Genomic DNA, 24,960 nt, shown 5'->3' on the forward strand with positions numbered 1-24,960 from the left:
TGGCATAGTTAACAAATAATACACCGGTAACGATAAGCGTGTAAGGATAAAGGAGAGAATCATGAGCAGTTCGAAAGACAGCACGAATACAACCGATTCCGCATCAAAGAAGTTATTCACGAAACCCCGCAAATGGCTTCTGCTTACGGCAGCAGGCTTATTTATGGCGGTATCTGTAGGCTTTGCGTCCCAGCAGTTCCTCAATGCTAGCGCGACTTCTTATTACAACGTATACGTAAAGGATGAGCTAATCGGCTCTATAAGCAGTCAGGAAGAGCTATTCAATCTCTATGACCGCAAAAAAGACGAATATGCGGAGAAATATCCAGAAGTGAACATGCAGCTCAATACAGAGGCAATTTCCCTCGAGAAAGTGCGGGGCGATGAACCGACCATTACCACGGAAGCAACACTAGACAAGCTTGACGGGATGATTACTGCATTTGCAGAAGGTGCCGAGCTGAAAGTGGGAGGCAAAGTGATTGGTATTGTGAAGGACCAAAAAACCGCCGATCAAATACTCCAGCGCGTGAAAAATAATTATATTACAACCGACGAAAAAGCAGAGACGCCAAATGCTCCATTGAAACTTAAAACGGTTGCTGCTTTTGCCTCATCAGATGAGAAATCCGCTGAGCCGAAAGAAGAACAGGTTACCTTGGCATCTGTAAGTCTTAAGGAAGAAGTTGCTATAGAAGAGGTCAAGGCTGACCCCAATAAGATATTGACGGATGAGGAAGCAATACAACTTCTTACCGAGGGTAAGGAAGAGAAGATTAGCTATCAGGTAAAGGAAGGGGATACGCTGTCTTCGCTATCTGAAACCTACGAGATGACGTTAGCAGAGATACGCTCCTTGAATCCAGGACTTGAAGATGACAACATCCAGGTTGGACAGAAATTAATTTTGTTTGCACTTAAGCCAGCACTTACGGTAACAACGGTAGAGAATGTGGTGGAAGAAGTAATTACAGAGCCGCAGGTGGAGATTCGCAAGAGCGATGAGCTGAAGTCGGGTGTGACGAAAGTGGTCCGCCCTGGGCAAACAGGACGTAAACAAGTCAGCTACCGCATAACGAAAGAAAATGGAGATGTGGTCAAGGAAGAATGGCTTGGACAAGAGGTGCTGGAAGCCTCTGTAACGGAAGTTGTGCTTCAGGGAACGAAGGTCACTGGAGAAGGTAGCGGTGTTTTTTCCTGGCCGGTTACGGATGCAATTATGAGCAGCAGTTTTGGACAGCGCTGGGGCAGACAGCATAAAGGAATTGACCTTGTTGGAGAGCGAGCCATTAAGGCCTCAGATGAAGGAGTCGTCACTTTTGCAGGTCAGCAAAGCGGTTATGGGAATGTCATTATTATTAATCATGGTAATGGATACGAAACGCTGTATGGCCACCTTAATAGCATCAATGTGAAGGAAGGTCAGATTGTAGAGAAGGGTGAAAGTATTGGTGTAATGGGAAATACCGGCCGCTCTACAGGAACCCACCTTCATTTTGAAATTAAAAAAGATAGTGTCGCGCTGAATCCAATGAAATATCTTCCGTAAAATAGGAAAGCATGGTCTGTATAGAGGCAGATCATGCTTTTTTTGTGTAGCAAAGAAGCCCTTTTCACCTAGTGAATATGCCGGTTTAGGTATGTTAAAATAGAACGTATCAAGGAAAAACAGATGAAGACCAAGGTCTTTTCACAAAATAAACGTTGGAGCGGAGCGATTGTATGCAAGGAAAGATTCTCGTAGTGGATGATGAACAACCAATCGCAGATATCCTTAAATTCAACCTCGAGAAAGAGGGATATCAGGTCACTTGTGCCTTTGACGGAGTACAGGCGGTTGAACTTGCGTTATCCGAGCAGCCGGACTTGATCCTGCTGGATTTGATGCTCCCTGGCAAAGACGGAATGGATGTATGCAGGGAAGTAAGGGCACAACTGGAGACCCGGATCATTATGCTAACCGCCAAGGATTCGGAGATTGACAAAGTATTAGGCCTTGAATTAGGGGCAGATGATTATGTCACCAAACCGTTTAGTACAAGAGAATTGCTGGCTCGGGTGAAAGCCCAGATGCGGAGACAACAGAAGCCACAGATTCAATCAGGGACATCATCGCCATCGGAAGAACAACTTGGACTGAAGTTACATGATCTTTATTTTGACACCGATATGTATACCGCATATAAAGGCGGAGTACCGCTTGATTTGACTCACCGGGAATATGAGCTGCTATATTATATGGCCAAAAATTCGGGAAAGGTGATGACAAGAGAGCATTTGCTGCAAGCTGTATGGGGGTTTGAGTACTTTGGAGATGTTCGAACAGTCGATGTGACCATCAGGCGCCTGAGAGAGAAAATTGAAGAAAATCCAAGCAAGCCGGAAACCATTGTGACACGCAGAGGACTGGGTTATTTGATTCGAGGCTCAAAGAGCGGAGTTTTGTAAATGAAGTGGACCTCTTTTTTTCGTACCGTACAGGCCAAGCTGATTATCGTGTATGTGCTACTCATTTTAGTAGCGATGCAGCTAATTGGAGTTTATTTTGTTAGTGCGATGAAAACATCGCTGACGAGCAATTTTACAGAGGATTTGCATGCACGTGCGGAGATGTTGTCTGTACTGGTGGCAGAGACGCTGGTAACTGGAGACGGTGATACGGGTGAAGATCGTACGGAGAGTCTCGGTACTTTGGTTAATAACCTCTTTAATATTAGTGGAGCGGAAATACAGGTGCTCGATGCGAGCGGGCGTGTACTGACGACAACCCTTAGTTCGCATAACAATTACATAGGCCGTAAAAACACACAAACAGTGGTCAGCCGAGCACTGCAAGGCATCCGTGATAATGAGGAAAACGTGATTGATGAAGATAATGTCCGCAAAAAAGTGGTAGCAAAGCCTGTCTCCGCTGGAGGTAAAATTGTCGGCGCAGTCTATATCGCAGCATCTATGAACGAACTGTATACCACAATGGAGCGGATCAACAATATTTTTATATCGGGTGTACTTATTGCGCTAGGTCTGACGGCTGTGCTGGGCGTTATTCTGTCGCATACGATTACAGCTCCCATTAAAGAACTTACACGGAAAGCAAATGCAGTAGCGGAAGGCAATTTCCGCACGAAAATGCCGGTTCTTGGAACCGATGAAATTGGACAGCTTAGTAATGCATTCAATTATATGACAAGCCGCCTAAGAACCGCACTGTCCGAGAATGAAGAGGAGAAAGAGAAGTTGTCCTCCATTCTTGCCAACATGAGTGATGGAGTGGTGGCTACAGACGAGCTTGGACGAATTATTCTTGTAAACAAACGGGCTAGCCTTATGCTTGGGGCCGAGGAATCAGCGATGACGGGACGGCATTTTGCCGTTCTGCTGGGGCTTGATGTGGAGGAGGCTGAGACGATGCTAAGCGGGATTACGGCCTCTACGCTCTTGCAGATTCACCCTCCAGGTCAGGATGGGTCGCTCGTGATTCGTGTTACTTTTACACCTGTTCATCGGAGGGATGATGGGGGAACGGGAGCTATCATTGTGCTTCAGGATGTGACCGAACAGGAGGAGCTAGAAGCTTCGAGGCGGGAGTTTGTAGCCAATGTGTCTCACGAGCTGAGAACTCCGTTAACTACCATCAAAAGTTATGCAGAAGCACTGGACGATGGGGCTATTGATGACCCTGAATTGGGAAGCCGCTTCGTTGGGGTTATCCAAAATGAAACGGAGCGAATGATTAGACTCGTTACGGATCTACTTCATTTGTCACGGCTTGATTCCAAAGAAGCACCGCTGCGTAAGCAGCTTACGCCTATTCATGATGTACTGGATGAGGTGGCAGATCGCTTCTCCTTCCAAATGCAGCAGAAACAGATGAGTACTGCTGTCATTGTAGAGCGGGGGGTGCCTGAGGTACCCATTGATCGTGATCAGATCGATCAGCTGCTTGATAATCTCGTCTCTAATGCCCTTAAATACTCCCATGAGGGAGGGAGTGTTACCTTGTCTGCTACCCTAGTAGAAAAAGGAGTGGCCATATCCGTTGAGGATACAGGGCTTGGCATCCCTAAAAAGGACATCGAACGAATTTTTGAACGATTCTACCGTGTTGAAAAGGGAAGATCCCGCAGTATGGGCGGAACTGGCCTGGGTCTATCCATTGCCAGGGAAATCGTAAGAGCACATGGCGGAGATATTCAACTCGAATCAGAACTTGGAAAAGGTACAAGGGTTACCTTCACACTGCCTCTTGGACAGGAAGGGGGGAGTTATTCATGAAGGAATCGTTAAAAACTACTGTACTTGTACTGCTTATTACAGCAAGTCTTGTTCAGAGTTACTTCCTGATCTACCGTCTTCCAGGAAGCTACTCTGTAGTGAACAGTGAGTCTAATTACATCAAGACCGAGAATATGGGTCAGGAACAGCGAGTGGAAAATTTGATATTTCCTGATCAGATGATTATTCATATGGGCAAGGATAAGCATACTCTTTTTTACCCGGAATCTACGTTCTATCAGCTGATTTATTCACGTCTTCAAGGCCGTAATTTCGGTAATTTTGAAAGGCAAAGTGTAGACTCGGCTAACTGGGAAGAGTTGAAGAAGACACACCCAGGAATCGAACTATCATTTGAAGGGGGCATTCCCGTATCTTTGCTGCAGCGTATCATGCAGTTAGATGCGGACTCTCTTTTCCAAGCAGAAACAATCAGTAAGGTTTGGATCTATACGAGTGGCAAGGATCCTAAGGCGCATGCGCTGTTCTTTAGTTCACGGGGAGATGTCGTATATGAGGCAGAGGATGTAGACCTGACGGTGCAGGATGTGAAGCAGCATGTTGATTTTGGGACAGGCTGGACCCCATATCGCCTGACAGATGCAGGATATTACATTCCCGAGGAAGCACTCGAAATGCTTCAAGTGGAACTTCCTACGGGACAGTATACCGTGGATCAGATGCAGCGAAGTCTTTTCTTTGATCCGAGTATGACACGGAACATCCAAGAGAAGGATGGTTCCGAGATATATACAGACAGTAAGCGGAGCTTGCAGGTGAAATATAATCAACGCTGGATTAGTTACAACGACCCGGCTGCTGTACAAACGAGTGAGGTAGATCGCACGAAGGATGTGCTTGCCGCTGTTGATTTTGTTAATCAATACGGTGGGTTTAACGGAACCTATCGCCTTACAATGGATGCGGATAATCAAAGTACACAAATCAATTTGCTTCCGTATTACGATAGTTACCGGATTCTTGATCTGCCGGAGTATGGGTTTGAACATATGCATCTTGATGTGCAGAAGGAATCAGTTGCGACCTATGAACGTTCTCTACTCTATTTAATGGAGGGCGAAGAGGTGGAAAAGCAGATGACGCAGCTTCCTTTTGGAGAGGAACTTGAACAGCAGATTAAGGAAGTGGCTGGAAATGCTACTGTGATTAACTTATTTCCTGCTTACTTACCTGTACCGACTGAGTCTGGGATGAAGCTTCTCCCCGTATGGGCTATTACGCTTGGGTCTGGTCAGGTGAAAATGGTTCCAGCAAAGTAAAAGTGGGTAACCCTTGGACTGGCACTGCAGGTGGTCTATAATGAAATGAGGTGAAAAGATGGATTGGGGCCGTGCCAAGAATGTATTAATCTATGCTTTTCTGCTATTGAACTTGGTGCTTGGTTATCAGTTGTGGATCGATGCACGGGAATCGGCCGGCTCAAGTCTTGATTTTACTTCTCTTGGAGACAGTACACAGCGACTAATGGAAGAGAAGGGAATTCAAATTCTTGCGCCTATTCCGAGTGACACACCTGTAATGCCAAAGCTGACTTATCGTTATCTCAATGGAGATAAAGCAGCAGGTATAGTGGAGCTTGAAGAGCCGATTGATAGTAAGCTTGTTTTTTCTGAAAAAGAAATGGTAGCTGCGCTGAAAGATACGATTCCAGACATTGAGCAGTATGAACTCGATCCGCTTGCGAATCCGGATGACTCAGATCGGTTTATTTTGCATCCACTTGCGGAACAGCGCTGGCCATTATTTCATGTAAATCTAGAGTTATATTATTCGGATCAGAAAATTACGGGATACCGGCAATCGCCGATTGAAATGTCAACATTTGAAGAAGAACAGCAAGTGCTTCCGGCTTCCAAGGCCCTTGGCACGCTGGTCGAGCTCTTTTTGCCGAATGACGCCGTCGTACAAAATATCACGCTTGGATATTACGGTGAGGAGTTTAACTCGGACAGCCAGGTGGCAGCCCCTGCGTGGAGATTTGTGCTCGAAGGTGGGCAGAAATATTATGTACAGGGTATCAGCGGAGAGGTAATCAGTCCGAAGACAGAAAAACCGGAGGAGTAATGAGTTATGGGGATACGTTTTACCGTGTTGTCGAGTGGTTCGACAGGGAACGCAACTGTTGTTCGTAATGATGATACGGCTTTATTAATAGATGCAGGACTCAGTGCAAAACGAATCGATGAATTAATGCTAGAGCGGGACATGCTGGGTTCACAACTTGACGGGATTTTAGTTACACATGAACATTCAGACCATATTCGGGGCCTTGGCGCCGTTGCGCGGAAATACAACTTACCTATCTATGCGAACACGAATACGTGGAAAGCTATGCAGAAATCGATTGGTAAAATAGCCGAGGAGAACATTCGATTCATGGAAAGCGGTGAGGTGAAGGAATTCAAATCATTGCGTGTTGAGTCGTTCGGCATTTCTCATGATGCGGCGGAGCCCGTGGGGTACTCTTTCTATGATGGTAAAGAAAAACTGAGTGTGGCGACCGATCTTGGGTATATGAGTGACAAGGTGAGACTTGCCATCTCCGATGCGGATGTCATGGTACTAGAAGCTAATCATGATATTGATATGCTGCGGATGGGACGCTATCCATGGAATACGAAGCGGCGGATTATGGGTGACCTAGGTCACTTATCCAATGAAGCGGCAGGGGCAGCACTTAGTGAGCTGCTGAACGGGATTACCAAGCGGGTATATTTGGCTCATTTAAGTCGTGACCACAATTTGATGGAACTCGCTAAACTTACGGTACGCGGTGCGATGGAGGATCGTGGATGTTTTTATAAGGATAGCGAATTCCAGCTATGTGATACGTATTATGACCGGCCTACACCATGGGATAAGGTGAGCTCTCCATAAAGCTGTCGAGTTCGGCAGCTTTTTTTTCTACCTCTTCGCGAGTAAGTATATTTTTCTCAATCAAGAGTTCAATAATGGTGCTGAGCGCGAGGGTGTTACGGTAGTGCTCTTCCTTGAGATCCGCCAGTTTAGCAGCAAGGCCAACCTCTTCCATAGCTGAATATACACGATTCATTGTGATGCCCCCTTGTAATATAAATGGACTATAATATGAAACTTCCAGCGAATCTAGCAAGCTCTTAATTGTATTGTAGTCAGACATGGGCAAAAACATTCCTGTTTTTCCCTGTTTCTTGATAAGTAGGGGGCATGCTATGCTAAAAAAGCTGTCCTTGGATCTTTCAGATCGGGGGATAACATGCCATGATAAAGACAGAATGTAACGGTACTTGTATCAAACAAAGCCAATTTCCATAATTTTACGATCTTGCGCTTGAAGGGTTAAAATTGTGGTGATAAATGAAGTAGGGAAGTATTTCCTTCCCTTTTTTCGAAACTTTTTCGGTTCATATGAGTTCTATATAGTAGAGAACATCTTATTTAGTACGACTGACATTTATTCGAATAATATTCATTAACATAAACATGAAGAAAGCACGTATTAAGGCAGTGAACGGTCTTGATGCAAGTGATACGAAGGGGAGAGGATCCAATGGGATTGTTTGATGATGAATTTTATTCCACCAAAGTATCGAAACGGACCGGGAATCTTGCAAAACGGGTAAGAGTAAGCCGCAAAAGATTATGGCCGAGAACCGTGAAAAATTCAGAATCCTCCTCTTTATCTATGATTCAGGTTGCTGTCATCAGCTCCGTGATTAGTGCCGTTGTATCTGTAGCGCTATTCGCTTGGATTGTATATCCGGGGGAAACGCAGATGGCTTTTGCTGGCCAGACTTCTTATGGAAGTGAACAAGGAGATCCTTATGAGCAAGTTATACAGGCAGGGGATAAAGTTCGTCCGGCCGTAGTAAGCATTGTGAGTCATAAGGATGTGGAAGGTTCAAAAAATGAAGATTCTGCCCTTGGATCGGGCGTTATTTTTAAAATTGAAGGCAAAAAGGCATATATCATGACTAATCATCACGTTGTCGATACTGGCGGAAATTTGGAAGCAGTGACGGTAGATGGCACTTCTAGAGAAGCGGAACTGATCGGGAAAGACCGCATCAGTGATATTGCTGTGCTGTCCATTGATAGCAAAGGAATATCTACGGCGGTAGAGCTGGGAGATTCCACGAAGCTACGCAGAGGGCAGGCGGTACTTGCCATCGGTAACCCTCTAGGTCTTGGTGGTACTATGACATCGGGAATCGTTAGCTATATCGATCGGCGAATCCCGGTCTCCATTAATCAGGATGGGGTATATGACTGGGAGCAGAACGTAATTCAGACGGATGCTGCTATTAATGAAGGGAACAGTGGCGGAGCCCTCATTGATATGAACGGTAAGCTCGTCGGTATTAACACTATGAAGATTGCGGATATGGGCGTGGAAGGCCTTGGGTTTGCGATTCCAACGCATGATGTTATGACGATTGTAGATGACCTCATGCTAGACGGAAAGGTATCACGTCCTTACCTGGGTGTATACACCGTAGATTTAACTAGTCCTTATGCTCCGCTTGATAAGGAACAGCGGGAAGAGATGAAGTTGCCTGAATCGGTTGAGGAGGGTGTCATCGTACTGGAGGCGTCGGGTCCAGCAGAAGAAGCCGGGCTTAAGATGAACGACGTCATTGTGGAGTTTGATGGCAAGAAAATTCGGTCTACACTTGATCTGCGTAAGCATCTGTATGAGAAGAAGAAGATCGGTGATGAACTAAAAGTAAAGTTTTATCGGGATGGGAAGCTGACCGAGGTGGCTACCAAGCTCACAGATAAACCAGAAGAATAGATAGAAAAACGGCCTTTCCCAGCGGGAGAAGCCGTTTTTTATTTGCCATGATGCATGTAGCTCCTACATATTTGGGAAGGATAGCATCAGGCAGAAGTAAGGAAGATCGAAGAAAAAGGCATGTTCTAGCCGATTGTCACGGAAGAAACGGGGCAAAGGGTTTCTTTTCGTGCGCAGGTGTGGTAGAACAAGAGAAGGAGCATGTCCATATGCGAGGAGACGTTCGTCTCTAAAGTATGAGGACACAACCGTAACACAGGGTAAAGACAGAAAGGATGCTTGAGTGAATGTACACCGTATGTAAAGATCATGTGGAGCATGCCATTGACCAGTTTGTTGATGAATTCGAGGATGCACCGGATATTGTGGATTTGAAGGAAACGGAATTCTCTGACTGGGACCCGCCGGTAAAGTGCTCAGAATGTGATAACAACGCGGAGTTCCTGGTGGTTTAAGAGGTTTCACTTCGCAGGATATAGCTGAATAGTAAACAGGGGGAGAGCGTGTGGTTTGCGCTCTTTTTGTCTGTATAAAAGCTTTTTTTAAATCAGATAAGTGGTCTAAAAGTGTGAAGTACGTATAGAGACGGCAGCGTTACCGTTTTATATATAGGAGGGAGAATAATCGTGTTTATTCAAATTATTAGTGTAGGGAAATTAAAAGAGAAATATTTGGTGCAGGGCATTCAGGAGTATGCAAAACGGCTTGCACCCTATATTAAGTTTCAAGTCATTGAGGTACCAGATGAAAAGGCTCCAGAGAACATGAGCGACGCTGAGATCAAGGCCGTAAAAGAGCGTGAGGGCGAGAAGATCTTAGGGCATATCAAACCGGATGCACATGTGATTGCACTTGCGCTGGATGGTCAGCTCTGGAGCTCAGAGGATTTGGCGGCTGAGATTGATAAGCTCGGTACTTATGGAACGAGCCATATCGTGTTTGTCATCGGCGGCAGCAATGGGCTGTCGGATGCGGTTCTTCGCCGTTCACAGCAGCGCCTGAGCTTCGGGCGAATGACACTCCCGCATCAGCTTATGCGTCTGGTGCTGGTGGAGCAGGTGTACCGTGCGGTGAAGATTAACCGCGGGGAGCCGTATCATAAGTGAGTGAGGTTAAAAATAGAACAACTTAGAACGTTATCGTTACAACGATGAGGTTGGTTGATCAAATTGTAGGCAATTCTAGGCGTATGGATCTAATAGATCAAGCGTCTTTTTTTGTGCCAGATTGTAGGCAATTCTACGGACTATTCTTGAGAGAATAGAGGATTACGTTAATTGAATGAATTTCATATTCATAAAATTATTTCATAGTATATTGTTTGTCGCTCTAATATATATTATATTATTCACGACAATGAAAATTCGGGGTGTAGTGATGAATATAGGAATGGAAATAAAGAAATTGAGGACTGAAAAAGGAATTACTTTGAAAGAGTTAAGTGAAAAAAGCGAACTATCTGTTGGATTTCTGTCTCAATTAGAAAGGGGGCTTACTACCATAGCAGTTGATTCACTTGAAAAACTAGCGAATATTTTGGAAGTTCATTTAACACACTTTTTTGATTATCCACTTAAAAGGGAAGATATGGTTTTAAGAAGTTATGAACAAGAATTAATGGATTCAGTAGAAGGTGGTTTTATTAAGTATAGTTTAAGTACAAATTTAGAAAATAAACAACTTTTTCCAAGGCTTATAGAAATTCTTCCTCAAAAGAAGGATGAAGAAATATTACCCTATAAGCATAAGGGAGAAGAGTTCATTTATGTTATAGAGGGTATATTAACAGTTTACATAAATGGTCAGAGGCATGAAGTATATCCTGGTGACAGTGTTCATATGGACTCAAATATTGATCACAATTGGGCTAATTATACGAACAAAAAGGTCAAGCTTATAGCTGTTAATACACCTAATTATATCTACAATAGTGGGGTTTATACTACAGATGCTGATTAGTATAGACATTATATAAAGTAAAAAGAAAGTGATCATAACAATGGATAAATTTATATTATATCTAATCGGTTCTTTTTTTGTAATCGGAGCGATTGATTATATTACCGGAAATCTTTTGAAACTAGGGGAGAAATTTGAGGAAGGCATAAAGACCATGGGAGCTTTAGGGCTTGGCATGATAGGAATAATTTCTTTAGTCCCTATATTTACAAATTTTTTATCCGCTGAGATTATTCCCATCTTTAAAGTTTTTCATCTAGATCCTTCTATCGTACCTGCAGCATTTTTAGCTGTAGATATGGGGGGCTATCAAATGGCTAATGAGCTAGCATTGACAAAGGAAATGGGGGCATTCTCAGGAATTATCATCGCATCTACATTAGGAGCCACCATTAGTTTTTCAATACCTGTCGCGTTAGGGATGCTTTCTAAAGAGGATGAAAAATATTTTTCTAAGGGTGTGTTGGTTGGGATTATTACTATACCAATAGGATGCCTTGCAGCAGGCTTATGGCAAAAAATAAATATCAATGTATTAGTATGGAATCTCGTCCCTATATTTGTTTTTGCTATTATCTTAGGAGCAGGCTTATTAAAAGCTCCTCATGTTTTTATTAAAGTTTTTAATGTATTTGGAAAGCTTATTATGACTTTGAGCACGCTTGGATTACTTTTACAAGGTATAGATGTGATATTTGGTGTAAGGCTCGTCTCAGGGTTAGCACCACTATCTGAATCTACTGTAATAGTAGCCAAGATCGCATTTGTTTTAGGCGGAGCATATCCTATGCTAGCACTTATCAATCGAATTTTTAAAAAAAGTTTTAAAGAAATAGGGCAGAAATTTGGAATAAATTCAGTGTCAGTAGCAGGCATTCTAGGAGGTTTGGCTAGCAATCTGTTGATATTTGCAACATTTAAGGGAATGAATCCTAAAGGAAAAGTGGTATGTACTGCCTTTGGAGTAAGTGGTGCATTTGTATTTGGAGGTCAATTTGGATTTGTGTCAGGAGTAGCCCCAGAAATGTTAGGAGCGTTTATCATATCAAAGCTTACGGCCGGAATAATGAGTATAGTACTAGCTGCATGGCTATATGATCGTGAAAATAAAAAATTAAATCTTCAGGAAAATGGAGGTATTAGTAATGAATGTAGTTATGAATATCAGGGATAGGGTCGAAAAGTTAAGACAGCTAATGAAAGAAAACCAAATGGATGCATATATCATTCCCAGTTTTGATGCACATCAGAGTGAATATGTAGCAGAACATTGGAAATGTAGACAATGGATATCAGGATTCACAGGGTCTGCAGGTACTGTAGTTATTACATTAGAGGATGCTGGGTTATGGACAGATGGTAGATACTATATTCAAGCCGAAAAGCAGCTTGAGGGCTCAGGAATCAGATTATTTAGAATGATGGATCCAGGGGTGCCATTTTATTCAGAATGGCTATCAGATGTTCTTAATGAAGGAAGCGCCCTAGGCTTTGATGGAAATGTTTTTTCAATTAATATGGTTAAAAAGATGGAAAAAGATCTAAAAGCAAAGAGAATTGTATTAAAAATGAATCAAGATTTAATTGGTGATCTGTGGGAAGATAGACCGGAGATTCCTAAAGGAGCAATTTTTACTCATGACATAAAATATGCAGGCAAATCACGAGTAGAAAAATTAAATGAAGTAAGAAAAGAAATGAAAAATATAGGAGCAAATTATTATATTTTAACTTCCCTTGATGACATTGCATGGCTTTTGAATATAAGAGGAGCCGATGTGCCTAACAATCCAGTTGTAATAGCTAATGTAATTGTAGCAGAACATAAATGTTATTTATTTATTGATTCTTGCAAGGTTTCCCCTTTGGTTAAATTAGAACTCGAAGCTGAAGGAATCGAGTTAAAAGCAAATCATGAAATACAAACATTCCTTGAAAATCTTTCAAGCGGAGATGCCATAATTTTAGATACGAATAAAACAAATAGCAGATTATATAATGCCATTAACAGTAATACAAAGAAAATCGAAAGTCCTGACATCACGACTAATTTAAAAGCTATTAAAAATGAAGTTGAGATAAAAAATGTAAAATGGTGTGAAATAAAAGATGGTTTAGCCATGGTGAAATTTATAAAATGGCTAAAAAACGTTGTAGACAAAGAAGAAATTACAGAGATTACTGCAGAAGAAAGATTAGAAGATTTCAGAAGGGCCCAGGAAGGATATGTTGGACCTAGCTTTGATACGATAGCAGGTTATAGAGAACATGCTGCGATGATGCATTATAAAGCCAATAAAGAAACGCAATTTACACTTAAGAATGAAGGTCTTTTTTTAATTGATTCAGGCGGACAGTATTATGATGGAACAACAGATATTACACGAACGATTGTTTTAGGAAAACTTACCGATGAACAAAAAAGAGATTTTACTTTGGTGTTAAAAGGATTTATTGCATTAAGCTCAGTAAAATATTTATACGGAGCTACAGGCTCTAACTTAGATGTTTTGGCAAGGCAACCCATATGGCAGTATGGTATAGACTATAAATGCGGGACAGGACATGGGGTAGGTTTTTTCCTGAATGTTCATGAAGGACCACAAACCATAAGGAATAATAATAATAATGTTACATTAGAAAAAGGTATGATTATTACGAATGAACCGGGAATATACCTTGAAGGTAAATATGGAATTAGAATTGAAAATATGATGTTAGTAGTTGAAGATGAGAAAACAGAGTTTGGTCAATTTATGAAGTTTGAAACAATTACGTATTGCCCAATTGATTTAGCCGGTATCAATAAAGATATGTTAACAGAGAGTGAGAAGCAATGGTTAAACAATTATCATCAAGAGGTATATATGAAGCTAGCGCCTTATTTAAATGAAGAAGAGAGTAGATGGCTAAGGGAAGAAACTAGGAAAATATAAATAGATATTGAGAAAGCAGCCATTACAGAGTGTCCTCTGTGACAGCTGCTTTTTCTGTTAAGGCTTCAGCTTGGAGCATCTTCTTGTCGCATGTTTTTTCCCTCAGTTCTTAAAATTAACGTTGACGTAAAGGTAAGCTTTGTGGTAATTTATACCATAAAAAAATTTCGCTCTACTTATGATACGGTGAACCGTATTATAAATAGGGCGAAATTTTTTGGTGAAAATCCTTATTTGATATAGAATAAGTGCAACCGGGTTGGGTGGGGCTTATCATAGATAGTATTCATACAGATCAAAAAGCCGATTCTTCCTTCTGGGGGAATCGATTTTTCGTTATAGGCTTGTTGGAATCACGGAAAAAGAATGTCAAAAAGGGAAAGAGGAATTGTCCTTTTTTATCCTATAACATTCAAATTTAATTGAAATAGGGTGGGAAAATGGATAAGGGATATACATTAGCTAGTCAACTATTAACACTGCTTGATACGGAACAAAGATGGTTTACCTTAGCTGAAGTTGAGAAAAGTCTAGGGATCTCAGATAAAACAATACGTAAGATGGTTGAAGAGATAAGCAAGCAGCTGCCACCTGATATCACCATTGAGGTATCTAGAGGAAAGGGAGTATTTCTTCGACGTGATGGAAGAGGCAAGACGATTAGTGAATTAATTTCAGCCATGTTCAGACAAACCAGCTTTTATCGGCTAATGAATCTATTGTTTACTACTGACGGACGGTTCTCTGTGGAGGAGCTTGCTGGAGAACTGTTTATGAGCACCTCGTCTTTGAAGAAGCTGATTGTACATTTAAATAATAATGATCTGAAACCGTATAAGCTACGTATTACTTATTCCACCCCTAAGATCAAGGGGAACGAAATGAGTATACGATATTTTTATTGGAAGTTATATTGTGATGCCTATGAGTTTACAGGATGGCCCTTTGCAAATATCAACTTTGCTTATGTTGATCAGTTAATCACAAATATAGAGAATGAAAAAAATATTGTTTATTTTATTAATTCCAAAAGGAAATTAGCCTTTTTGTTGGCGATTGTAGTAGATAGAGTTACGAGAGGGAAATGCGTAAAAGTCGACGAGAATAGATATCCCTGGGAAAAAGGGATGTTTTATTTGCCGGTGAAAACTCTTGCGAAGAGTCTAGAAGAAAAGCTCTCTATTGATTTTCCAAAAAGCGAAATATTTTTTATGCAATCACGTGTGAGTCTAAGTCAGTATCATTATTACGAAGGATCGGAAATGACTCCGATGAATGAAGTCGAATTGCATAAGGATAAAGAAGAGTATCCAATGGGTAATCTGCTTTTTACATTATTGGCAAAGGTATATCCGAACCTGGATATGGGAGAACGATTCATATTGGAGGTATATGATTTCTTTGACAAGCTTTTAATGGATAATGCAATTCCTGAATGGTTGATGATTTCAAAAAGCAATTTATCGACATATGTTCAAAAAGAGTGCCAGCAGATTTATCAAGAATTGCAAGACTGTATGAAAACGTGGAATGAAGCTTACCCTTCTGTCCTATATAATGATTTTCATTTAACAAAACTAACCTTAATTGTTCGTTCAAGCTTACGTTATAAAAGGAAAACCGCCTTCCTAGTGATTGGTGAGGAATTTTCGATTCGCCATTACATAGCGGATTTGATTAAAAAGGAAATCGGGGATCAGTTGATCGTTAATACTTCCATTATGAAAGGGCTAACCGACGAAATGGTGCAGGAGCATCATATCGATTTCGTCATTAGTAATTTCCCAGTTTCATTAAAGACAGTGCCTGTTGTTACTATTTCTACGATCCCATCTCAAAGAGATTTAGATAATATCCGAAAAGAATTGCTCCTATAATTTGATCAATTATTTTCCGTACCCTACGTAAGATTTTGGTCTAGTTTGTGATGATAAAAAACCTTATGCTCAAGGTAGTTTCTGAACGATGTAAAGCTGATCTTCCTTAAGAAAATTCGTTTGGAGAATGCTATGAGCATTTATCTTCCCGTGGGTAAATGAAAGCGATTTCGGTAAATCGGAGTTTACTATTCATAATTATTGGAGGAAAACATATGAGCAGGCATTTAGGCGCAAAAAAAGGAGAAATAGCAGATCGTGTTTTGCTTCCAGGAGATCCTTTGCGTGCAAAATTTGTAGCAGAGAATTTTTTAGATGAAGCCTATTGTTATAACGAAGTAAGAGGTATGTATGGATACACTGGGTTATACAAAGGTGTACCGGTGTCGGTTCAGGGGACAGGGATGGGTAATCCATCGATGAGCATATATGCAACGGAACTTATAACCGATTATGAAGTGAAGAAATTGATTCGGATTGGTACATGTGGTGCGATGCAAGAAGAAGTAAATATCCGCGATATTGTACTAGCCCAAGCTGTGTCTTCAGACAGCAATATGACAGAGAAGATTTTCCATGGCTGCAACTATGCGCCTACGGCGGATTTCTCATTGCTAATGAAAGCATATCAACAAGCACAAAGTAAACAAGCAAAAGTCTTTGTTGGCAACATTTATAATTCTGATGAATTTTACCGTGAAACCTTGGATCGACTTCACAAGTTTATGGACTTTGGTGTATTAGCGGTAGAAATGGAAAGCACAGCTCTCTATACTTTAGCCGCAAAATATGGTGTAAAAGCATTGTCTATTTTGACGGTGGGCAGTCAATTATTAACACAGAAACACTTAACTCATCAAGAGAGTGAACAGTCCTTTTATGAAATGGTAGAAATAGCTCTTAATACAGTTATTGATGACACTAGTTTATAGGTTAAAGGGTTAGGAAAAGAGAGTGAGAAAGAAATGAGAGTAATTCTGTCCGGATTGCAGTGGATGATTTTTATGATCGCAGGCGCAATTGCTGCACCAATTGCTATTGCAGATTTATATAACTTAACACCCATTGAGACTGCTGGGCTCATCCAGAGTACAATTATTACTTTGGGAATCGCGGGATTTTTACAAGGCCTGATGGGTCATAAACTTCCTATTCATGAAGGTCCGGCAGGGTTATGGTGGAGCATTTTTACCATTTATGCGAGTTTAGTGGGTGTATTATATTCTTCTAACATTGATGCCCTGCAAGCTTTAGGTGGAGGAATGATCATTAGCGGTGTCTTATTTATCCTAATTTCAGTCTTTAAGCTAATGGACAAAATCGCCCGTTTATTTACTCCAACCATCACTTTTATATATTTACTGTTATTGATCTTTCAATTAAGCGGTTCCTTTATGAAAGGGATGATGGGAATTACATCTACCCATACGACGTTAGATGTTAAAGTGTTCTTGCTTAGCGTGATTGTGGTTTGCATTACCTTTTGGTTAGGGAACTGCCGCTTTGCTTTACTTCGCCAATTCTCGGTGATCATCAGTATAGTATTAGGTTGGCTATTATTTATCATCTTTTGTAATACACCGGTTTTTTCACAGGCAGAAAACCTAGTTAATCTACCGGATATGTTTCCATTCGGGTGGCCGCGATTTGATGGTGGGACCATTACTACGGCGTTGTTACTAACACTGTTGTTAATAACCAATGCGATTGCATCTATCCGGTTGATGGAGACCGTGATGAAACAAAAGCAATCTACGGATCATCGCCGTTATTTGCGTGCTGGATTTATTTCCGGGATTACACATTTTATTGGCGGCTCTTTAGGGGCGATTGGCTCGGTACCTATTTCGGGAGCAGCGGGATATGTTGAACAGACAGGTATGAGAGAGCGCAGATCGTTTTTAATAGGGTGCAGCTTAGTGATCGTTATATCCTTGTTTCCGCCAATTATGAATGTCATATCCGGCATTCCAGCTCCAATAGGCTATGCTGTTACATTCGTTATTTTTGTGAAGATGGTCGGAATATCCTTGAGGGAATTGAGAAAGGTCATTCATGAAGAGCGAACTTTTATCGTTAGTGGAGTTTCCCTGCTAGTGGGTGTGGGTTTAATGTTTATCCCTTCATCAGCCACAATCCATTTATCTCCGATCGTGATCGCCATTTTAAATAATGGGTTAATATGCGGAAGTCTGCTCGCGATTATTCTGGAACAGGGATTCATGTGGAGAGAGAAACAGCGGAGTAAGCTAAAACAATAAACAAAAATTTGGAGGGGTAAAGATGCATTATCTCATCTCTGTTGCTGGTCTGATTATTGTTCTAATACTGGCATGGCTTGCAAGTAACGATAAGAAAAAGATTAAATACCGACCAATCATTGTCATGATTGTGGTCCAGATTGTTTTAGGATTACTTCTACTAAAGACGGGTATAGGGGAATTCTTAATTAAGGGCTTTGCCAATAGTTTCGCGACATTGCTGGGATATGCAAATGAAGGTATTGACTTTATTTTTGGTGGAATGGCAAATGAAGGGGCCCATACATTCTTTCTCTATGTATTGATGCCCATTGTATTTATGTCAGCGCTTATCGGGATTCTGCAGTATTACAAAATTTTGCCGTTCATTATTAAGTACATTGGTCTGGTTCTAAGTAAAGTAAATGGTATGGGGAAATTGGAATCCTACAATGCGGTTGCGGCTGCCATTGTCGGACAAAATGAAGTGTTTATTTCGGTGAAAAACCAACTCGGATTATTGTCTAAACAGCGTCTGTATACATTATGTGCATCAGCAATGTCGACGGTATCCATGTCGATCGTTGGTTCCTATATGACGATGCTGGAGCCTAGATATGTTGTGGCTGCATTAATACTAAATCTGTTTGGCGGCTTTATTATTGCATCCATTATTAACCCATATGAGGTTAAACCAGAAGAGGATATTGTTGAAGTTCAGGAACAAGAAAAACAGACGTTTTTTGAAATGCTGGGCGAGTATATTATGGATGGCTTTAAGGTAGCCGTCGTCGTTGGGGTCATGTTGGTTGGTTTCGTCGGGTTAATTGCTTTAATTAACGGCGTCTTCGCTGGAATATTCGGTATCTCGTTCCAACAAGCATTAGGTTATGTCTTTGCACCGATCGCCTTTGTTATGGGTGTACCGTGGAGTGAAGCTGTTAATGCAGGTAGTATCATGGCGACAAAACTTGTTGCGAATGAGTTCGTGGCTATGCTTGACTTCATTAAGATCCAGGACGGTTTTAGTGAGCGTACGACAGCCATCGTCTCGGTGTTTCTAATCTCATTTGCTAACTTTGGGTCCATTGGGACAATTGTGGGTGCAGTAAAAGGATTGAATGAAAAACAAGGGAATGTGGTTGCTCGGTTTGGATTGAAATTGCTATATGGCGCTACACTTGTAAGCGTTTTATCCGCCATCATTATCGGGATCGTATTTTAGTCGAGTACAACTATTATAGAAGGAGTATCAGCATGAAACAAACACCTCGGTTTAAGCGGATTTTCGTCATCGTTATGGATTCTGTAGGCATTGGTGAAGCTCCAGATGCTGAAAAGTTTGGTGATGCAGGATCACATACATTACGGCATATTGCGGAAAGAATGAATGGGTTACATGTTCCTGTTTTATCAAAGTTAGGGTTAAGTCATATTGATCAAATACTCGGAGTACCCAAAGTTGAGCAGCCTTTAGCTTATTTCACCAAAATGCAAGAAGCTTCGAATGGGAAGGATACAATGACAGGACACTGGGAGATTATGGGCCTGCGGATCGATGTTCCATTCAAGGTGTTCCCTGAAGGGTTTCCAATTGAATTAATTAACGAATTAGAACAAAGAACGGGACGAAAGGTTATTGGGAATAAGCCAGCTAGTGGTACGGCTATTCTGGATGAACTTGGACAAGAGCATATGAACACTGGCGCGCTCATTGTCTATACTTCAGCAGATTCAGTGATTCAGATTGCGGCTCATGAAGAGGTTGTTCCTTTAGAAGAGCTGTATCAAATCTGTGAAATTGCTAGAGAAATTACTTTGAGTGAGGAGTATATGCTAGGAAGAGTGATCGCCAGACCATTCCTCGGACAGTCTGGAAATTTTAAGAGAACATCGAATCGTCATGATTATGCCTTGAAGCCGTATGGAAGAACCGTGATGAATGAGCTCAAGGATGCTGGGCTGGATGTACTAGCGATTGGCAAGATCTCAGATATTTATGATGGCGAAGGTGTCACTACGTCTTTGCGCACAGTGTCTAACATGGATGGCATGGATAAACTCATGGAGACCATTCATACTGATTTTATAGGACTTAGTTTCTTGAATCTTGTTGACTTTGATGCACTTTATGGACATCGTAGAGATCCAATCGGGTATGGGAAAGCGCTAGAACAATTTGATGATCGATTAAATGAAGTTCTTGCGGAGCTAAGTGAAGATGATCTTCTCATGATTACAGCGGACCATGGTAATGATCCCACTCATGTGGGCACAGATCATACCCGTGAATATGTTCCTTTACTCATCTACAGCAAGAGTTTCACTGGGCAAAGTGAGCTACCCGTAAGTAAGACATTTTCGGATATTGGAGCAACGGTTGCAGATAACTTCAATGTAACAATGCCGAAATTTGGACATAGTCTCTTGCATGAACTTAAATAAACTTACTTTGAATAAGCATGATAACCTCAACCCGCCATATCGTTATGGACAGGTTGAGGTTATTGTGTGTTGCCACACCTTTGAAAACTTTAATAGGGTAGAAGGCATACCTTTACAAATGATTCACTTTATAATTCGCTACCCAGCAAAATAATGGTTTTAAAAGTTATTTGTGATCGCAATGAGTATACAGCAAAAAAAATAGATATACGTGATAATCACAGTGTACCTCAAACCTTGCTCTTGGGTATTTCCCTACTATTTATTTTTTGGGAAGAAGCGGACAATGGGTAGGGTAATTGTAGTAGTGATTGGAGGAGTTGGGACCGAATACTTTATTCCAAATGGCATAGAAACGGTCCCACTCAAGGTTTTCATCACCCTTAATTAAAAACCCCATGTTTGGTGACTTCAACATTTACCTTGGCCTTAAAGTTAGCATTCGGGTATTCTTCTTTCCAATCGATATTTTCCCAAGTATCATGATGGAAGGCGATAAGCTGTCTTCCGATACTTAGGCTATCTGAGTGTGCTTCTTGCATTTTTTTTATCGTATGATTTGCTTGTTTGGTAAGCTGCTCGGATATTTTCTCCTCCAGGCCAGTAAGGACTTTCGTCGAATCTAAATGGTCTTTCGCATACTCCGTGACTTCAACTTTTAAATTTAATAGTAGGTCAATGGTAATATGATCGGAATTTTTTGCATTTATTTTTAAATCGCGTTTTAATTTCAATACATTGATATAAATGAAATTATCCATCTGAGCCGCTTGGTTGTCATGGACTTTAACTTTAATCCACGCCTCTTTACTCTTACGGTCAGCCATCAACATATAGATCATTGATTCTTGAGGGTTTAAATATTGACCGGTGTACTTGCGCCCATTAAACAAAGCCAATCCAATAATTTGCGCCTCTTTTTCTTTTTGTTCAATAAGGGGTAATATGATATCGGTCCCAGGATCAAAAAAATCAGAGAACATGGGCCTTGTTTGCCGTGGGATGAAAGTACTTGCCTGAGCACTCTCAAATAATCCGTCCAGGTATTCACCCATACTTATTTTCTCTTTTAGTTGGAGATTGAGCAGGTCAATAGCTTCTCCTTTAACTACTGCGATGTTTTCTACAAGCGAGCCCTTCGGATCTCTATAAAATACGTCAAGACCCGCATAAATGTCTTGCTTAGCGTATGCTTCTCCCATCAAAAAAACGACTAATTTAGAGCTGTCAAATCGTCTTGAGATTTTATCATCAAGTTCATTCCTGGTATCCCTTACAGTGTCACCTTGCGCCGATATGACTTGACTGCCTTCTACGCTCGATCCTGCCTCGCCTGATGCAAAGAGAGGAATGGTACTCGTACCTATTACTTTACCGTCTGGTGTTAAATCGACCCCTGTTGCCAGCACAACTCTTATATCCTTCAGCAAGTTTTGATCCCAGCATCCGCATAAAAGGAAGAGACACGTACAAGCTAGAAGGAGCATTTTCAAAATCTTCATGACTGAGCATCTCCAGGTATATTTTTTTTACCCCGTATAATGGACACAATCCAAAGGATACAAGGTAATACGAAGATGAATACATAACCAGCTAGGCCAGTGACTTTATTAAATAGACTAATGATTCTTTCGCTCGTAGGCAGACTTATTGCACAAATAAACATTAGTGCTGCGGCGAAGAAAACGAAATGGGAATGATTCTTTTTGCGAAACAGTTGGGTTAAACCATTGGAGGCCAAATAAAGGTACATCATAAACGAAGTTGCAACGCAAACAACCCAAATTGAAAAAAAGATCAAATCCACTCGATCAATAATTTTGAAGTACTTGAATTTCATAATGTACAATATAGGTTCTGGTACGTACTTCATTGCCGAAGGTCCGAAATAAGCGAGAACGATAAAGGTCATATAGGTATAAAAGAGGGTGACGAATCCGTTAGCCATTAAGGAAACTTTCAATTTTCCTGTACTTTGTCCCATGCAATAGGGGAGAACGACTAACAATAGATCAAATCCTTGGTAAGCAAATGAAGCATGTGACGCCCCTTCTATTATTTTAGGTAGGCCGCTTTCTCCTAACGGAAGAACAAATAGATAGTTAAGATCCTTTAAAAGGATCAGGGTAAATGCTAATAAAACAATCAACAAGCCCGACACCACAACAAAAAAACGAGCCATCACTCTTAAATTTTCTTTTACGCAATATACACTTACGGCAACCAGGAGAATAAGAACTAACCAGATCGGTGTGCGCGGGAGGATCCAAATATTGACCTTCTGCCCAAACTGCAAAATGATTAAAAGGGCAGTTATGAAAAAATAAATAATATAACCAATTTTTAATAAAAATGCCACAGGTTTACCGACAATTTCACTCATCATCTCGAATATCGTTTGAGCTGGAAATCGCCGATGTAGTAACCAGATAAGACAAATTCCAATCTGTATAAAGAGACCCGCAGTAAGCACTGAAATCCAAGCGTCAATGTTCGAGATCTTAAACACATCATAAGGTAAAGATATGACCCCAATGCCAATTTGAGATTGAATGATGATAAAGAAAAGTTGGAATTGAGAAATCTTATTTTCACTTTTTATCATTTTGTTCCCACTCCCTTGATGCAGATTGTTGCTGCATGTGTTCAGGGCGAGAGTCTGAAGATTTGTTTGCCATCCGCCATACGGGTACTCTTACAATCGCATCCTTCAAATGGCTCCAACGAAAAGGAGCAATAGGTGCGAAATAGGGACTCCCAAAGGATTCCAATTTACACAAATGGATTAATAAAGTCATCAGTCCCAGTACAATTCCTACAAAGCCTAAGATTGCAGCTGCAAACATCATCGGGAACCTCAATAATCGAATAGAAGAACTCATTTCGTTCGATGGAACGACATAGGAGGCAATCGCAGTCATTGCGACGACCACAATCATCGTATTTGATACTAATCCTGCTTTTACAATCGCATCTCCAATGACCAGACCTCCGACAATGCTGATGGTCGGTCCGATTGCAGAAGGGAGTCGGATCCCCGCTTCTCTGATCAACTCAATGGTTAATTCCATGATGAAGGCTTCAATTAACGGAGGATAAGGAATCTTTTCAATGGATCCTTGAATGGTAATGACGAGTTGATACGGTAATATTTCAAAATGAAAGCCGATCACAGCAATATAGATAGCTGGTAATGTTACGGCAACTATGAAACTGAATAGTCGAATGGCTCGGATGAAAGTCCCGGCATAAGATCGGCTATAATCATCAGGAGATTGATAGAAGGAGAAGAAGTTAACGGGTACAATGAGTGCCGTTGGAGTTCCTTCTGTAAGAATGGCTATCCTACCCTCCATTAAATTGGCCCCAACCCGATCAGGGCGTTCCGTATTCAACATTTGAGGAAATGGAGAAGAAGGGGAGTCTTCAAGGAATTCCTCTATAGTTCCAGAACTAAAGAGCATATCTACAGAAATACTTTCTAATCTTCTTAGCGTTTCATTTACCACGTCCTCATTGGCGATTCCTTTCATATATGCAATCGCAATTTTTGTATTGGTTTTTTGTCCAATGGTTATGTATTGAATATACAGGTGTTGATCCTCAATTTTGTTCCGAATAAGGTTTAAATTAACGTTTAAACTTTCCACAAACCCCTGATGGGACCCCCGCACGATTTTTTCGTTTTGAGGCTCATCCGTGCTCCTTACATAACTTGCAGCTGAATCGATTAAAAAAGCGTGCTTTTCTCCCTCGATATAGATCACTGCAAAGCCGTTCATTAATTTTCTGGTAATCTGATCTAAGTCGGTTGTATCAGGAAAGTGCCCAAAGGTGAACAGGCCTATATTATTTTCGTTTGTGCTATTGGATAGGGGACGGAAAAATTTTTGCTCAAGTTTGTCTTGATCAATAAGGGTTTCGAAATAAAAAAGAATACATTCTTTCTCCTTAAACATAAACCGGTGAGTTATTAAATCCTGTGATTGAAGGAAAAAATGCTCGATATATGTAACATTCTCGGAAATAGAGGAGAAAACTTGAGGAATGATGGATTTAGATTGTTGTATACTTTTATTCTTATTATCTTGATTATTCATACGTAGAGATTTAAGTTTATGGAATCTCACATGTACACATCCCAGAACATTAGTATGTAGAATTTATCTTATACTAAAATGTACACATTTAAGGGTAATTATACCCATGGCTGTCCTGTGATCCAGGTATGGAATTTGCTGTGCAGCGGTCACCAACTACCGTGCCTAATGGGATCGTTTTATCTATAAATTCCTATATCTGATTCTTCGAAAGGATGGAACGGTATTGACAAAATATATATCCATGATTAATATTGAAAAAATCGTATGTAAATCATTACAACTCAAAATTTTATATTAAGCGGCTATGATTGCTATGGATCACACTATAGC

Annotated in this window: 21 protein-coding genes; 17 read left to right on the forward strand and 4 right to left on the reverse strand. The window is 40.9% G+C overall.

The features are described 5' to 3' along the window. The first annotated feature begins 61 nt into the window (after positions 1–61). The 6 genes from KFT32_RS23295 (at position 62) to KFT32_RS23320 (ending at position 7,173) form a co-directional block, all read left to right on the forward strand. Entirely contained in the window at positions 62–1,549 is a 1,488-nt protein-coding gene (locus KFT32_RS23295; protein WP_211749831.1) for a M23 family metallopeptidase, read from the forward strand. 173 nt (positions 1,550–1,722) lie between these two features. Further along, positions 1,723–2,448 carry a response regulator YycF gene (yycF, locus tag KFT32_RS23300; protein ID WP_211749832.1) on the forward strand — a complete coding sequence of 242 codons (726 nt, stop codon included), beginning with the start codon at positions 1,723–1,725 and terminating at the stop codon, positions 2,446–2,448. After that, complete coding sequence (gene walK, locus KFT32_RS23305; RefSeq protein WP_211749833.1) at positions 2,449–4,275, forward strand: cell wall metabolism sensor histidine kinase WalK; 1,827 nt, start codon at positions 2,449–2,451, stop codon at positions 4,273–4,275. It abuts the gene before it with no gap. Beyond that, positions 4,272–5,555, forward strand: a complete 1,284-nt coding sequence (locus KFT32_RS23310; RefSeq protein WP_211749834.1) for a YycH family regulatory protein — start codon at positions 4,272–4,274, stop codon at positions 5,553–5,555. The genes walK and KFT32_RS23310 overlap by 4 nt, the downstream gene beginning before the upstream one ends. A gap of 58 nt (positions 5,556–5,613) precedes the next feature. After that, positions 5,614–6,360 carry a two-component system regulatory protein YycI gene (gene yycI, locus KFT32_RS23315; RefSeq protein WP_211749835.1) on the forward strand — a complete coding sequence of 249 codons (747 nt, stop codon included), beginning with the start codon at positions 5,614–5,616 and terminating at the stop codon, positions 6,358–6,360. A 6-nt stretch (positions 6,361–6,366) separates the two neighbouring features. After that, positions 6,367–7,173 carry an MBL fold metallo-hydrolase gene (locus tag KFT32_RS23320; protein WP_211749836.1) on the forward strand — a complete coding sequence of 269 codons (807 nt, stop codon included), beginning with the start codon at positions 6,367–6,369 and terminating at the stop codon, positions 7,171–7,173. Here KFT32_RS23320 and KFT32_RS23325 read toward each other — a convergent pair. Beyond that, positions 7,142–7,348 carry a hypothetical protein gene (locus tag KFT32_RS23325; protein ID WP_211749837.1) on the reverse strand — a complete coding sequence of 69 codons (207 nt, stop codon included), beginning with the start codon at positions 7,346–7,348 and terminating at the stop codon, positions 7,142–7,144. The genes KFT32_RS23320 and KFT32_RS23325 overlap by 32 nt on opposite strands. A gap of 477 nt (positions 7,349–7,825) precedes the next feature. On the opposite strand from KFT32_RS23325, the gene KFT32_RS23330 reads away from it, so the two are divergent. The 11 genes from KFT32_RS23330 to deoB all read left to right on the forward strand — a co-directional run bounded on the left by KFT32_RS23330 (position 7,826) and on the right by deoB (position 20,527). Then, entirely contained in the window at positions 7,826–9,070 is a 1,245-nt protein-coding gene (locus KFT32_RS23330; protein ID WP_211749838.1) for a S1C family serine protease, read from the forward strand. Positions 9,071–9,357: 287 nt separating this feature from the next. Continuing rightward, positions 9,358–9,525: a CxxH/CxxC protein gene (locus tag KFT32_RS23335; protein WP_160035581.1), complete on the forward strand. Its 168-nt coding sequence runs from the start codon at positions 9,358–9,360 to the stop codon at positions 9,523–9,525. Positions 9,526–9,696: 171 nt separating this feature from the next. Further along, positions 9,697–10,176 (forward strand): 23S rRNA (pseudouridine(1915)-N(3))-methyltransferase RlmH, encoded by a 480-nt coding sequence (rlmH, locus tag KFT32_RS23340; RefSeq protein WP_211749839.1) that lies wholly within the window; start codon positions 9,697–9,699, stop codon positions 10,174–10,176. Between the two features lie 271 nt (positions 10,177–10,447). After that, the gene (locus KFT32_RS23345; RefSeq protein WP_211749840.1) at positions 10,448–11,029 is read left to right on the forward strand and encodes a helix-turn-helix domain-containing protein; all 582 of its coding nucleotides are present in this window, start codon (positions 10,448–10,450) and stop codon (positions 11,027–11,029) included. A gap of 40 nt (positions 11,030–11,069) precedes the next feature. Beyond that, positions 11,070–12,203: an ethanolamine utilization protein EutH gene (gene eutH / locus KFT32_RS23350; RefSeq protein ID WP_211749841.1), complete on the forward strand. Its 1,134-nt coding sequence runs from the start codon at positions 11,070–11,072 to the stop codon at positions 12,201–12,203. Beyond that, positions 12,187–13,965 carry an aminopeptidase P family protein gene (locus KFT32_RS23355; protein ID WP_211749850.1) on the forward strand — a complete coding sequence of 593 codons (1,779 nt, stop codon included), beginning with the start codon at positions 12,187–12,189 and terminating at the stop codon, positions 13,963–13,965. The genes eutH and KFT32_RS23355 overlap by 17 nt, the downstream gene beginning before the upstream one ends. A gap of 440 nt (positions 13,966–14,405) precedes the next feature. Next, complete coding sequence (locus KFT32_RS23360) at positions 14,406–15,842, forward strand: AcpB/EbpR/MafR family transcriptional regulator (protein ID WP_211749842.1); 1,437 nt, start codon at positions 14,406–14,408, stop codon at positions 15,840–15,842. A gap of 215 nt (positions 15,843–16,057) precedes the next feature. Then, a complete protein-coding gene (gene deoD, locus KFT32_RS23365; RefSeq protein WP_211749843.1) occupies positions 16,058–16,774 on the forward strand; it encodes a purine-nucleoside phosphorylase in 717 nt (238 codons plus the stop codon). A 33-nt stretch (positions 16,775–16,807) separates the two neighbouring features. After that, complete coding sequence (locus KFT32_RS23370) at positions 16,808–18,103, forward strand: purine/pyrimidine permease (RefSeq protein WP_211749844.1); 1,296 nt, start codon at positions 16,808–16,810, stop codon at positions 18,101–18,103. Between the two features lie 22 nt (positions 18,104–18,125). Beyond that, a complete protein-coding gene (locus tag KFT32_RS23375; protein WP_211749845.1) occupies positions 18,126–19,307 on the forward strand; it encodes a NupC/NupG family nucleoside CNT transporter in 1,182 nt (393 codons plus the stop codon). Between the two features lie 32 nt (positions 19,308–19,339). Next, positions 19,340–20,527, forward strand: a complete 1,188-nt coding sequence (deoB, locus tag KFT32_RS23380) for a phosphopentomutase (protein ID WP_211749846.1) — start codon at positions 19,340–19,342, stop codon at positions 20,525–20,527. A gap of 383 nt (positions 20,528–20,910) precedes the next feature. On the opposite strand, the gene KFT32_RS23385 is transcribed toward deoB, so the two are convergent. Genes KFT32_RS23385 through KFT32_RS23395 form a run of 3 tightly spaced genes read right to left on the reverse strand, consistent with a single transcriptional unit; the run spans position 20,911 to position 24,657 of the window. Continuing rightward, positions 20,911–22,029: a Ger(x)C family spore germination protein gene (locus KFT32_RS23385; RefSeq protein WP_211749847.1), complete on the reverse strand. Its 1,119-nt coding sequence runs from the start codon at positions 22,027–22,029 to the stop codon at positions 20,911–20,913. Next, positions 22,026–23,132 (reverse strand): GerAB/ArcD/ProY family transporter, encoded by a 1,107-nt coding sequence (locus KFT32_RS23390; RefSeq protein ID WP_211749848.1) that lies wholly within the window; start codon positions 23,130–23,132, stop codon positions 22,026–22,028. Before KFT32_RS23390 ends, KFT32_RS23385 begins: the two co-directional genes overlap by 4 nt. Next, complete coding sequence (locus tag KFT32_RS23395; protein ID WP_349304946.1) at positions 23,119–24,657, reverse strand: spore germination protein; 1,539 nt, start codon at positions 24,655–24,657, stop codon at positions 23,119–23,121. The genes KFT32_RS23390 and KFT32_RS23395 overlap by 14 nt, the downstream gene beginning before the upstream one ends. Positions 24,658–24,960 lie beyond the last annotated feature (303 nt).

Origin of the sequence: Paenibacillus sp. Marseille-Q4541, from assembly GCF_018310695.1 — a bacterium.
In the GTDB taxonomy this organism is placed as follows: Bacteria; Bacillota; Bacilli; order Paenibacillales; family Paenibacillaceae; genus Paenibacillus.